This window comes from Yersinia sp. Marseille-Q5920, assembly GCF_946902935.1.
GTDB classification, from domain to species: domain Bacteria; phylum Pseudomonadota; class Gammaproteobacteria; order Enterobacterales; family Enterobacteriaceae; genus Yersinia; species Yersinia rochesterensis.
Map to the genome: position 1 here is coordinate 145,776 of NZ_CAMPQA010000007.1, position 13,416 is coordinate 159,191.

Here is a 13,416-nt window from a genome sequence, read left to right on the forward strand (position 1 = left end):
TTCCTCCGGCTACTGCCACTTACGATGATAAGCGCCCAGGGTGGTTTGGGTGCCTTCGGACATTGCGCCCAGTTGTTCCATCCATTCTGCTTTAGCAGAAAATTGCGCAGGGTTTGCCTGATAGCGGTCAATTGCCTGCCGCCATACTTTGGCGACCTGGCTGACATAAGCCGGGCTGCGCTGACGCCCTTCAATTTTCACTGAGGCAATATTGGCGGCAAATAATTCTGGTAGCAGTTCAAGGGTATTCAGGCTGGTCGGCTCTTCCAGTGCATGATAGCGCTGGCCATCCACCAGATAGCGCCCTTTACACAGGGTCGGATAACCGGCGTTTTCGTTATCTTCATAACGGTCGATCAGCACCTCATTGAGGCGAGATTCCATCCCTTGCGGGGTTTGCTGCCAGCGAACAAAGCGCGCTGGTGAACAGGCACCCACGGTATTGGGGGATTCACCGGTCAAATAGGATGAAAGATAACAGCGGCCTTCGGCCATAATGCACAAGCTACCAAAGGCAAAGACTTCCAGCGGCACCGGGCTGGTGCGGGACAATTGCTTAACCTGATGCATGGATAGCACGCGCGGTAAAACGACCCGTGCCACATCAAAATGGCGTTGATAGAAACGGATAGCTTCATCATTGGTCGCAGATGCTTGCACCGACACGTGGCGCTCAACCTCTGGGTAGCGTTCAGCGGCATATTCCAACATGGCCAAATCCGCTAAAATCAGAGCATCGGCCCCCAGTTGCGCCGCCATATCCACCGCTCGCTGCCAACGGGAATAGCCGTCGGGGTGGGCGAAAGTATTAATAGCGATATGTAATTTGCGCTTGCGGCTGTGAACGTAATTGACCGCTTCCTGTAGCTTTTTCTCGGTGAAATTCAGTCCGGCAAAATGGCGGGCGTTAGTATCATCTTTCAAGCCGATATAAACTGCGTCAGCACCATTATCAATTGCGGCCTTTAATGCGGGTAAATTGCCGGCAGGACAAAGCAGCTCCATAGAATTTTCCCTATCCGAAGATGATATTAGAATATAGCGAAGGGCGATTTTAGTTAACCTGCTGTGAACTGACCTTGATTTAGGGCAGTTTCTTTGGCATTGGCACCATTCTCCTGATATTTAGCAAGACTTTCAGAGACAACTTGGTGCAAAATTTATCGATATAACATATTTATCTGGATTTAGAGGAGTCACCGCCTGTGTTGGGAGAACTACGAGCGCGCCTTGTGCGCCAAGGGCCTGCGCTGCTGCGGGGTCCGTTAAAATTGACACCATTTGCCTTACAGCGCCAGGTACTAGAACAGGTGTTGGGTTGGCAATTCCGTCAGGCACTGCTGGACGGTGATTTGGAATTTTTAGAATCTCGCTGGTTAAAAATTGAAGTGCGCGATCTCGCATTGCAATGGTTTATGACGGTAGAAAGCGGTAGGCTGGTGGTCAGCCAACAGGCTGAGGCAGATGTTAGCTTTAGTGGTGATGCCAACGATCTGATTTTGATCGCTGCCCGTAAAGAAGATCCGGATACACTGTTTTTTCAGCGCCGGTTGCGAATTGAGGGGGATACCGAATTGGGCCTGTATGTGAAAAATCTGATGGATGCCATTGAATTGGAATCCATGCCGACGCTACTGCGAGTAGGTCTGCAACAATTGGCTGAATTTATTGAAGCAGGTCAGCAAGAGGGTGCGGTGGGTGCTTCCCGTACATTAGCATCATGCTGATCCGGGTTGAAATTCCAGTCGATGCGCCGGGGATTGACACCTTATTGCGCGAGGCATTCAAGCGAGATGATGAAGCGGAATTGGTGCAACAACTGCGCGAGGACGGCTTACTGACGCTGGGTGTTGTGGCGACGGATGATGAGGGCGGTGTGGTTGGTTATGTCGCATTCAGCCCGGTAGATGTGGGCGGTGAGGACCGGCAATGGGTTGCGCTGGCTCCGCTGGCAGTGGAGGATGGCCTGCGTCGGCAAGGTCTGGCGGAGAAGCTGGTCTATGAAGGTCTCGACTCTCTGAATGAGTTTGGCTATGCCGCTGTCGTGGTATTAGGTGAGCCAGCTTATTATCAGCGTTTTGGTTTTGTTCCTGCCACCCGTCATCAATTAACCTGCCGTTGGCCTGATACTGAAGAAGCCTTTCAGGTGTATGCGTTGGCAGACGATGCACTGACTGACGCTGATGGCGAAGTGGTGTTTTCTGCGCCGTTTAATCGGTTCTAACCTCTAGCAGAGATACCAATGAAGAAGGCTGGCTCATCACCAGCTTTTCTTTTTGCTGCTTACTAAGCTGTTTCACCCGATATTCTAGTTTTAAGGCAGTTGAACGATCCCCTGCTTCACAATGAAATACCAGCGCTAACTCCCCCTTGCCCCGCAGCGCTTTTGCGCCTTTTCCTGCTTGATGTTGCGTGAGTCTTCTGGCCACATCAGTGGTAATGCCGGTATACAGCATGCCGCTGGCGGTGCGCAGCAAATAAAGATGCCAAAGGCTGTCCGACATAATCTTATTCCAGTCCGGGGTGGCGGTTAGGAACATTATTACCGGAATTTCCTATTGCATCCTGACTTTTTTATCTGCTGGCACCTGATCAGTTTAAATTGGCCCTATCTTGCTCGATATGAGCCATTCTGTTGCTTATTTAGTCTTTGCTGCAAACTCAAAGCGCGGTGAAACCAAGCCGTACAGTGTCCAACCAAGGAACGTCACAATCGCGCCCCACGTCATGGCTTCCTGACCAGAACTGTAAAGCGCATAGAAGCTGTACATTGCACCAATAAAGGCAATGATATTGGCTTTGCGCGCTTTGGCTGGTGGAACATTGGCAGTTTTCTGAATAATCACCAGCGCTGCCATAGATAGAATGTATGGGATGATATTGGTCACGACCGCCAGATTGACCAGCACATTGAATTGTTTATTCAATGACGGGCTAATGGTCATTAGCGACAAGACACTCTGGATGACAACAATGGTCAGCATCCCTTTGATTGGCGCATTAGCTTTGCTGACTTTAGAGAAAATTTTCGGGAAGAAACCTTCATCAGCAGAGGATTTAAAGACCTGAGCAATGGTGAACTGCCAGCCGAGCAATGAACCGACACAAGACATAATCATCAATGCCATGATGATTTTACCCACGGCTGGGGTAAACATATAAGCGAATGCCAGGCCAAACGGCGCAGTTGAGTTCGCCAAATCCATATTCGGCACAATACCGGCGATGACGTTGGTCGAAATAATGTAGATAACTGCTGCACCTAAAGTCCCGCCCAATACCGCGATCGGAACGTTACGTTCAGGGTTTTCTACTGCATCGGTGTTGGCACAGGCAGATTCCAATCCCAGAAAAGCCCATAACGTCATAGAGATAGAAGAGCCGATAGCTTCAAAGGTCGGCACGTTATGTGGATTCCATGCTGCCATATAGGCCGAGCCGCTAAACCAGAACCAGCCCACAATAGAGATGCCTACCACCGGGATAATGACCCCCCAGATAGTGACGCTGCTGATTTGTCCGGTAATGCGCGCGCCACCGAAGTTAGCCACAGTTGCCAACCACAACACGCCGATGGTGGCGATACAAATACCGAGTGGCGTTAAAGTGGTACCCAGTAATTCTGTCCCGTACCCGACGGCTGATATCGCAATGGCGATATTGGCAATCAACAGGGATGCACCATAGGTATAGTTGGCCATAAAGTTGCCGGATTTGCCGAACGCGTATTCTGCATAACCGCCCATCCCCCCTGATTTGCGGCTGAACATCCCGCACTGAGCAAAGGCGTAAGCCAGTGCCATAGAACCCACTGCGGTAACTAACCACGAAACGATAGAAATCGTCCCAACTTCGGCGAGTTTGGTTGGCAGCATAATTATGCCGGACCCCATCATATTGACGGCGGTCAGAATAGTCAGCTGGACGACTCCCATCTTATTATTTGTTTTACTCATTTTTATTATCTCTTTTAAAATTTCAGAGACTGCGGGGATAATTCCCCGCAGGTTTGAGTTATTTATTTTTCATCATATAGCCGTATGCACGGTTCCATCCGTCTTCATCGACTTGTAAATAAACACCTTGTAATTCAGGTGCAAAACCGGGCAATAAATTAATACTTTCTTCAAGTGCCAAGAAATAACGTTGAGCTGCGCCGCCCCAAACTTCACCAGGGACAACACACAATACTCCCGGTGGGTAAGGAAGTGCGCCTTCAGCGGCAATTCGACCTTCTGCTTTGCACAATGGTACTAATTCGGCATGTCCACGGACGAATTCAATATTGGCATCCTGAGGATTCATCACGACTTTAGGGAAATATTGTTTGCGGAACATTTCTTTTTGCAGTTGTTTCACATCATAGCTGACATAAAGATCATGCATTTCCTGACATAGTTTTCCGATGGTATATCCTTTATAACGAGTTTCGTTATTACGATAAACAGTTGGTAATACCTCACTTAATAATGCATCTTCTTCAATAAAACGTTCAAAACGAGCAATTTGCGCCACCAAGTGTTGCATTTTTGCCAAGTCTTCTGCTGGCGTTAATAAGAACAGGATGGAGTTAAGGTCACATTTTTCTGGCACGATGCCATTTTCACGCAGGAAGTTAGCTAGAATAGTCGCTGGAATACCCGATGCAGTATATTCGCCAGTATTGGTATCAATCCCAGGTGTGGTTAATAATAGTTTGCATGGGTCAACAAAATATTGTGATTCTTCGTAGCCTTCAAAAGCATGCCATTTTTCGCCCGGAATAAAATTAAAGAAGCGTAAATCTTGTGCCATGGCATTGGTGTCATATTGTTGCCAAGGTTTACCGTCAACCTCTACCGGAACAAAAGGTTTAATCATGTTACAGGTATTTAAAATCATTTTACGGGCTTCAATACCAGTCTTAACACAATCTAACCACATACGCTGGCCACTTTTTCCTTCATGCATTTTCGCATTAACATCTAATGCTGCGAATAATGGATAAAATGGGCTGGTGGATGCATGTAACATAAAGGCATTATTAAAACGCTTATGGTTACAATAACGATCTTGGCCTTTAATATGTTTATCTTTCTTATGAATTTGCGAAGTTTGTGAGAAACCAGCCTGTTGTTTATGCACTGATTGTGTAACGATAATGCCCGGATCATTTTCATTCAGTTCAAGCAATAATGGTGAACAATCTTTCATCATCGGAATAAATTGTTCATAGCCCACCCAAGCGGAGTCGAACAGAATATAATCGCAAAGGTGACCAATTTTATCCACGACCTGACGGGCATTATAAATAGTGCCGTCATAAGTCCCCAATTGAATAATGGCCAGACGGAATGGGCGAGCTTCATTGGCCCGGTCAGGCGCTACGGCACGTATTTGTTCGCGCAGGTATTTTTCTTCGAAACAGTGGGCATCAATACCGCCGATAAAGCCGAACGGGTTACGGGCAGTTTCCAGATACACCGGTGTTGCCCCAGCTTGAATCAGTGCGCCATGGTGGTTGGATTTGTGATTATTGCGGTCAAATAGCACCAGATCACCACGGGCTAACAGAGCATTGGTTGCCACTTTATTAGAGGCAGAAGTCCCGTTCAGGACGAAATAAGTTTTATCGGCATTAAATACTTTTGCTGCATGTTTTTGAGCATCACAAGGTGCGCCTTCATGAATAAGCAAATCACCTAATTTGACGTCAGCATTACACATATCAGAACGGAAAATAGTTTCTCCGTAGAAGTCAAAAAATTGACGACCAGCTGGATGTTTACGGAAGAATTGCCCTCCTTGGTGCCCTGGGCAGGCAAAAGTAGAATTTCCCATTTCTACATATTTTTTTAATGTATTGAAGAAGGGCGGCAATAATTCTTTCTCATATTTTTCAGCGGCGGATTCCAGCTGTTTACCGTAAAAATCAGTATTGTCACCGCACAGCTCAAACACCCCATTTAAAGACGGTAATACATCAGTATTTAGTTCTTCTTCACAACAAACCGCCGCAAAAATAGGAATATCCAGACCTAATGAATGAATGTTTTCAATGACATCATTATTAATATCCTGAACAGAAAGCACCACAGCAGCAACATCAGTAAAGTCTGTGTGTAAAACATCTACTACTTCGCGTTGAGTTTCAAAGCAGGGTATTGCTGAGGTACTTGCCGCGATATTTAACTTTTTCATTTATTTTTCTCTCTTTTTTTATTTAGGGTATATGAACCCGTCCAACATTTTTTCAAGTTGGATTTAGTCGTTTAATAAATTCTGTGTATAGCAATCCGTATCAATGAATTAATATTCATTAATAAATAGTTTGCTTGTCTGCGCACACGTTGCCTTTATATCATTCATTTCTTTGGTATAAAAAAGGACTGAATTTAAGGCGCAGTTGTCCTTATGTCATGAAGCATCAATGACAAAGGTGACATTAATTTTTTACGAGATAGCTATGTTTCTGCTGAAAGACGTAAACATCGCACTAATAGAGATTGAGTCATAAAATGCACCCATCTGTTAGGCATGGAAATATTACGATTGTTCGTCTTTTCGAATAACGCAGACAATAGTTAACATTACGCCAAGGTAAGAACACGCTTTTCGTCGCTGTTAAAAATTGAGCATAGACAATGACTATCCAATAAAAATGGATGTCATCGCAGGAGGGAGATTATCTATAATGGTAATAAGAAAAATTAAAATAACTACGGTGTGCGGGCATCATTAAATGCGTTGTTCGCCTTATATGTGCCATTTTCTTGTTGTTATTTTCCATTTGTGTAAGGTCTCTGGTTTTTTAAACAAATTTCTGGTTTTAAACAAGGTTGCCGTTTTAAACAAGGTTTTCAAAAAATGAACTGATGGCGGCTATTCTAGTCATAACACTCATTCGTTCTGTGATTTGGGTCACGTTTTTATCCGATTTTTAAATGCCTTTTGACTAAAAAATGAATAAATAACTATTTTTATTCGTTTTTAACGGTATTTATTCAAAACTGTACTGGATGTTATGCAATACAGTAAGATTATATTTAACATGGCAGATACATTGGCGGGTTTATTATTATGCGATTGCCAGCAATGAGTGCGGCTTCTTAATAGATTTTGTATTTTATTTGTTAATCTATAATTATTTGTTACATCCGAACTTATACGCTTATTTTGCATATAAATTCATATGTATCTTATGCAGTAAATGCTAACTAAATCACGTTATCAGGCTGTTTCTCGCCATAAATCCTTTTCTATGGGGGGATGTGCTGGGAATGTCTCTGCTAAAAGAGATAAGTATCGACACAGAGGGGCAATGATTGCCCCATCCGGAATAAAATTAACTGAATAGCGGTAGGTTACTGTCGGTAAAGGGAATTTTTACCTGTATAACCTGCTGTTGACGAGTTAATTTGATGGATAATATCTCGCCATTATTGTCCACTTGAACATCCAACAGTGGGTCGTGGTTATTCATATCAAATACGCAAGTGACCAGTGACTCGGGTTGATGATGACGTAAAACCAGATAACTGATATCACGCACTGACGGGTTTGCTGGTGCCAGCCCTTGGAATAGGGTGGCATCCGCAGCGAGCCAAAGTGATAATGGGTGTGCTGCTGCTGTTTGATAGTGGCACTGAATCACGCCATTAAGTGGTTGGGCGGTAACCTGATGTAAATATTGCATCGGCCCACTGTTACTGAAGGTGGTACTTTCCCCGACTGATTCCATTGCCATGCCGTCAATATGCAGTGTCCAGCTCCACTCTTGCTGATGTGGATTAATGATACTGCTGAGGTCAATAATGGCGTCATCCAGCCACAAAATACGGCGACGGAATTTTACATCGCGATAAGCTTCGCAATCCCATTGAACACGAGTATGGCTGTCTAACTCGGGCGCTTTTTTACGCCAATCTACCTCTGTATCCAACCAACTAAATTTTGCCGATTGATGCCAGTTATGAATCACCGGCACAGCGGGCGGCTGATTTGCCTGGTTAATACTAAGCGTATTGTGAGTGGCGCTATTTTTGTAGTAACCATAATGTAGCTGCGCGCCATAACCAGTGGTGCCTAAATCCGGCAGAATTTCGTGCCCTTGCTCAAACAGAATTAAATTTAGCCGATCATAATGATCGTGTTCACCTCCGTAAGGGCTGTGTTTTACCAACAAAGCACGACCAGACTGCGGTTGGCGCAAGATGGTCAGCCCGCAATCCGGTGCATGCAGTGTATCTGTTGGAATGACATCAATCATTTGTGGTGGTAATTCTTCAACGCCATACAGCAGAGCATCCAAATTTAGGCGCGGCTCATGGCGATAAATATGCTGTAGGGCGGCAGCATATTCATCATTACCATAAGTTTTAAAAGCAAACTCATACAAATGGGCATGATTGAGTTGCTCTTGACCCGCAGTACAATCATTGATGCGCGGGAATGTGCCATCGGGCATCAGCAGTTTTAAAGGGAAGCTGAGCATATCGCGGTAATAAGGTAACGCCAGCAGACTGTAGCGGCTACCGGCGGCCAGTTTTTCAAATGACCAGAAGCCTTGCAGCGCATAAAAGTGATAATGCACCGAGCCTTCAAACCATAATCCCTCATTGAACAACCCATGTTCTAGCTGATAACGCAGGCCATACTCGGCATTCACCGCAAACTCAATATAGTGTTCATCTTCGAGGATCAAGCCGATCACCGCGATAGCGCTGCTGATCTTCACTTCATGGTTATGCAACTGGCGGGTGCGGTGTTGCATTAAGAAATCCGCACCCTCCCGCAATAAACGCCCGGCGATACAGTCGCGTTGTTCCTGACTGAGCGTATCGGCAATAAAGTCATAACCCAATGCAAAATCAAGCAGGCAATTGGCCTCACACAATGTCTGCGCATTGGCTTTGCCCGGCCCGTTGTACGGTATCCCCCCGTGAACTTCATAGTCAGGATAGTAGCGGGCGTAATTGATCAGAATATCCCGCACCTTTTCGAAGTAACGTATTTCTCCAGTGAGTTGCCACAGTAAACCGAGCTGATTACAAGCTTTGGCATTGAGGCCATTAAGCGCCCGCCACCAGGCGCCGTCATAGGGTTCTCCGCTAAACAGATGCGAGTCTATCGGGCACCGGTGTTGAGTCGGTGAATGGCGATCCCACTCCAACATCACACCGTGATCAGGGCAATAATAGTAATGGTTCCAGGTGGCGATACCGGTGGTCGGGACTTGTGTTTTTGAGTCCAAAATCACCTGATTACCCGCAATCAGCGTGGCAATAATATCCGGCTGCTGCACTGGATTTCCTTGATATTGCACTGTATTTTCCTGATGTAGCACAGCGCGCTGGCGGATTTTTGCCATCTGCCGATCCGTAAACTGCTTCATATCTGGTGTGTCCTCGCGGTGCTTATTTTTTTGTGTTCAATGGCTGTGTTATTGGGTAAAGCAGGATTTCAACGGCATCCGGATATTGGGCAATCAGGTATTGCGCTTTCTGTTGGAAATCAGTGTCAGCCGGGTAGGCGCGGGCGGCCGTTATCATATTGACCAAGGCTTTTTTATCTTGTACCCCGTCCAAGTCTTTGTACGGCCAAACCTGGTCGGTATTGATAAAGCCCGCGACATATTGATAGCCTTTTTTCAAACTGTGTTCATCAAGGCTAAAGTTCCAGATATCTTTATCGGCGACTTCACCCAGGCGGCCCAGCTTGTTGTAGGCTTCCAGATGGAAATTACTGTAATGCCATGGGCGGGTGCGTTCCAGTTCTGCATTTTGGCGGCCTTGCATATCAAAATGTGACGGAATTCGGCGCAGTTGCGTGATTTCTAAGCGTTTTTGTGCGGCGGCTTTTTGGTCGCTGAATAACGCAAAAGAGGCGGCTTGCATATCAAAATAGGTGCCGTGGTTATTATGCCAATTATCCTCTTCGAAACCATTTTGGCTGGTGGTCATCCATTGATAAAAATCTTTGTACCAAAGTTTGATCGCTTGATAGTCGGCGTCATTGAGGACATTTGCGGGCCTTATCAATTCCACCGCATCAATCACGTCTACCAGTGCCCGGCTATCTATCAAGCCAATACCTCGGCCTTCATTGATGCCTGGAATAGCTTGAGCATATTGTAGATTCGGGTTCATTCGGGTGTTAGGGTTGACGAACCAATTGACCAATAAATCGCGCGCTTTTTCGGCATACTCTGGCTTGCCGGTAAAGCTGTAAGCTAATGCCAGATAATAGACATCGGCACTGAAGCTGTTCATGCGTTTTTTATCAGTCGCGTCGCTATTGGCATCAGGATTCGTTTCGCCGTCTTTGCGTAAATAAGGCATGCCGTCTTTCTTACTTGGGTCCGGCCACCAATAAGGCGGGAAGCTGTAATAGTCATGTTTATCACCACTGGCGGCCAACAGACTTTTATCCATGACAGAGTAGAGCGGCGCTTTCAGGGCAATGTCTGCTTTAGCTATCAGATTTTTATAGGATTTCTCATATAGCGGATTGTTTTGTTTAATTTGGTCAATGCTATAGTTTATATCATTCATCTTTAATAATAATGGGTGGCTTTCTGCCGCGTAAATAAATGGCGAGGAGCCAAGAAGAATAGCCAGTAATAGGTTATTTTTACCCAACATTTTCATCATACTTTCCTTATTTTTTATGATTTACATGATTAAAAATAAAGTGTCTTGGTTAATTTAATTAATTTATTCATTTTTAATGAATAGTTTCCTTACCTTTCAAAAAACAAGGTTATTAAATTTATTAGTGCATTATCAATAAAGAGAACGCTGTTTCATTTCAGATGGATTTGAATTCTAGGGTAAAGTTTTAGGACTTTTGTGATCTAGATCGATATTATAAATCATCTGTTAATAAATGATTTAAATTGTGATTGGCATCAAATTAAATCTCTATTTTAGACATTTTTTAGGCAATTTAAATAATTACACGGTTTTTTTGTTTTTTTAAATGAATATTATAACTTTATGTTTTTAAATGTTAATTTAACTTAATTGTTATTTTGTCTCATTTTTCAAGTGTGATCTTAAGCATAAATTTTAAAATGGAATTAAGTTTTGTTTTTTATGGTGTAGTTTTTTGTTTTCCTCTGGGTTCTAATGTTGTCGAGTGTTTCGTGATTTTATTCTGTTATTTAAACTTCTGGGTAAATTCATAAAAATTAGATTTCAACGAGGACGCTAAGATGAAGACAAAAATGATAATGTCAAAAGTAAAAATAAAATCTTTGCTGGTGTTAACTTATTTAGCCATGGGGGTTCCTTCTCTCCACGCAGCAGAGACATTACAGGTGTGGATACGCGCCAGTAATGATTCAAAAAATATTTATAAAGCAGAAGCTGAAACTTTTGAGAAGAAAACCGGCATCAAAATTGAATATTTCAATGCCACCACCGATTTTGAACAGCGCCTGGCAAGGGCTGCGGCAGGTAATGCTTTGCCGGACTTGATTTTCAACGATGCGGCGGCTATCGGGCAGTTTGTTCAGCTCGGTATTGTTGAGCCGATTGAACCGAAAAATATTATTGGCGGGTCAGATATCTTAGATACCGCTTGGGAGAGTGCCCAATATATTGATGGTAAATATTATGGCGTACCCACTTCAGCACAAACTTTTGCTTTGTTTATCCGTAAAGATTGGCGCGAAAAACTGGGGTTAGAGTTACCGAAAAGCTGGGAAGATATCAGCACTCTGGCCAAAGCCTTTACCTTTAATGACCCCGATGGTAATGGCAAAAATGATACTTACGGCTTTATTTTGCCTGCCTCCACCACCCGTGGTTACACCAGCTGGTTTATCAGCTCCTATCTGTGGCAAGCCGGTGGTGACTTCATTCGCCCGGCCGGTGAGGGCAAATTTAAAGGCTCACTAGAAGAACCCGCAGCAGTTGAAACACTGAGCTTCATTCGCGGCATGGTGTGTGACAAAACGGCACAGCCGGGCGCGATTAATGCCACCACCGCCGATGCCATCCCTTCTTTCCGCTCCGGTCAAAGCGGCATGTTCGTCACCGGCCCATACCATATTGCTCTATTTGATAAAGATCCTGGTAAAGATGCTTTTGAAGTGATCCCGCCGCCAAAAGGGCCAAAAGGGCAGGCAACACTGGCCGAAGGTACCACGGTATTTATGATGAAAAGTAGCGAGAAAAAAGAAGCTGCTCAGAAATTCATAGAATTCATGATTTCACCTGAAGGCCAACAAATCGGCATGGGCATGGGCAGCAACAATATGCCGGTCGTGCGCTTATCCATTAATAAACTGGTTGATACCAAAGCAGTTTATAACGACCCACGCTGGGCAATGTTTGCAGATTTGTACGCCGAACATGGCCGCTATATTCCGCAAGTACCTAACTGGACGCCAATTCGTCAGGTCACTGCTGAAGGTTTCAACCGCATCTTAGCCAACTGTGAAGGTGATATTCCTGCTGAATTAAAAGCAGTGAATCAGAAAGTGAATGATGAGTTGGCTAAACAGAATGTCTTAGGGCAGTGAGTAAATCATGATAACGCTAACCCCCCGACTAAAACGTAATCTGGTTCCGTGGCTGTTCTTGGCCCCGGCACTGGTCATCTTCACCTGGTTTAAATTCATCCCGATGCTACAAGGGTTGGTGATGAGTTTTTACAAGGTTAACTTTAACCAGCCAAATGAGTGGGTCGGGTTTGACAACTTTTCCCGCGCGATGGGTGATGAAGCACTGCATTCTGCGGTTTTCAACACCCTGTTATATGTGGTGGTCACCATGGTGGTGGCCGCTTTTATCGCTTTCTTCTTAGCGATGCTATTGGAAGGGCCAGCGCGGCATTTGCGTTTTATCCGTACCGCAATCTTCTTGCCAGCGGTGACCAGTGCAGCGATCGTCGCCGAAATGTGGCGAATTCTGTTTAACCCGACCAGCAACGGTGTCGTCAACCACATTTTGTCGTGGTTTAGCATTGAAGCGCAGGGTTTTCTGGCCGATACCGACCAAGCGCTGTGGACCGTGATGCTGCTGCATATCTGGAAAGCCGTGCCTTACAACATGGTTATCTTTATTGCGGGTCTGGTGGGGATTAGCCGTGATTTGTACGACGCCTCGAATGTGGACGGCGCTAACTGGTGGAACCGTCTGCGTTACGTCACTTTGCCGGGCATGATCCCCGCGCTTTCTGTGGTGCTGATGCTGTCATTTATCCGTGGTTTCCGGGTGTTTGCTGAAGTCTATGCCACCACAGGCGGCGGCCCGTCTAATGCGACAGAAATGATAATGACTCATATCTACAAGCTGGGCTTTGAACAGTTTGATTATGGTTATGCGTCAGCGGTGTCCTTCCTGTTATTCGCTTTCACTGTGGTGCTGACTATTTGTCATCTCACCTTGAAAAAGCGTATAGCCCGTTACTAACCCGAGCCGGAGACTG

The 13,416-nt window shown here is 45.1% G+C and carries 11 protein-coding genes; 4 read left to right on the forward strand and 7 right to left on the reverse strand.

Annotated elements, in window-relative coordinates:
• Positions 1-9: 9 nt before the first annotated feature.
• Positions 10-1,005, reverse strand: coding sequence for a ubiquinone anaerobic biosynthesis protein UbiU (gene ubiU, locus OVO64_RS12295; RefSeq protein WP_038636779.1), 996 nt, complete (start codon positions 1,003-1,005; stop codon positions 10-12).
• 200 nt (positions 1,006-1,205) lie between these two features.
• On the opposite strand from ubiU, the gene ubiT reads away from it, so the two are divergent.
• Both ubiT and OVO64_RS12305 read left to right on the forward strand, forming a co-directional pair.
• Positions 1,206-1,727: a ubiquinone anaerobic biosynthesis accessory factor UbiT gene (gene ubiT / locus OVO64_RS12300; protein ID WP_038636777.1), complete on the forward strand. Its 522-nt coding sequence runs from the start codon at positions 1,206-1,208 to the stop codon at positions 1,725-1,727.
• Positions 1,721-2,224, forward strand: coding sequence for a GNAT family N-acetyltransferase (locus OVO64_RS12305; protein ID WP_038636774.1), 504 nt, complete (start codon positions 1,721-1,723; stop codon positions 2,222-2,224). Before ubiT ends, OVO64_RS12305 begins: the two co-directional genes overlap by 7 nt.
• On the opposite strand, the gene OVO64_RS12310 is transcribed toward OVO64_RS12305, so the two are convergent.
• The 6 genes from OVO64_RS12310 to OVO64_RS12335 all read right to left on the reverse strand — a co-directional run bounded on the left by OVO64_RS12310 (position 2,211) and on the right by OVO64_RS12335 (position 10,628).
• Positions 2,211-2,504, reverse strand: a complete 294-nt coding sequence (locus OVO64_RS12310) for a GIY-YIG nuclease family protein (RefSeq protein ID WP_038639871.1) — start codon at positions 2,502-2,504, stop codon at positions 2,211-2,213. The two genes, OVO64_RS12305 and OVO64_RS12310, sit on opposite strands and share 14 nt — an antisense overlap.
• Positions 2,505-2,639: 135 nt before the next feature.
• On the reverse strand, positions 2,640-3,956 hold the full coding sequence (gene potE, locus OVO64_RS12315) for a putrescine-ornithine antiporter (RefSeq protein ID WP_038636771.1): 1,317 nt from the start codon (positions 3,954-3,956) through the stop codon (positions 2,640-2,642).
• A 58-nt stretch (positions 3,957-4,014) separates the two neighbouring features.
• A complete protein-coding gene (gene speF, locus OVO64_RS12320; RefSeq protein WP_267248800.1) occupies positions 4,015-6,180 on the reverse strand; it encodes an ornithine decarboxylase SpeF in 2,166 nt (721 codons plus the stop codon).
• Between the two features lie 484 nt (positions 6,181-6,664).
• Positions 6,665-6,769 carry a leader peptide SpeFL gene (speFL, locus tag OVO64_RS12325; protein WP_105877053.1) on the reverse strand — a complete coding sequence of 35 codons (105 nt, stop codon included), beginning with the start codon at positions 6,767-6,769 and terminating at the stop codon, positions 6,665-6,667.
• Between the two features lie 555 nt (positions 6,770-7,324).
• Positions 7,325-9,373: a heparinase II/III domain-containing protein gene (locus tag OVO64_RS12330; RefSeq protein ID WP_038636764.1), complete on the reverse strand. Its 2,049-nt coding sequence runs from the start codon at positions 9,371-9,373 to the stop codon at positions 7,325-7,327.
• A 22-nt stretch (positions 9,374-9,395) separates the two neighbouring features.
• Entirely contained in the window at positions 9,396-10,628 is a 1,233-nt protein-coding gene (locus tag OVO64_RS12335; protein WP_162928769.1) for an alginate lyase family protein, read from the reverse strand.
• Positions 10,629-11,194: 566 nt separating this feature from the next.
• Between OVO64_RS12335 and OVO64_RS12340 the strand changes: the two genes are divergently transcribed.
• Together OVO64_RS12340 and OVO64_RS12345 are read left to right on the forward strand one after the other, a co-directional pair.
• Positions 11,195-12,508: an ABC transporter substrate-binding protein gene (locus OVO64_RS12340; protein ID WP_038636758.1), complete on the forward strand. Its 1,314-nt coding sequence runs from the start codon at positions 11,195-11,197 to the stop codon at positions 12,506-12,508.
• Between the two features lie 7 nt (positions 12,509-12,515).
• Positions 12,516-13,400 carry a carbohydrate ABC transporter permease gene (locus OVO64_RS12345; protein ID WP_005156239.1) on the forward strand — a complete coding sequence of 295 codons (885 nt, stop codon included), beginning with the start codon at positions 12,516-12,518 and terminating at the stop codon, positions 13,398-13,400.
• Positions 13,401-13,416 lie beyond the last annotated feature (16 nt).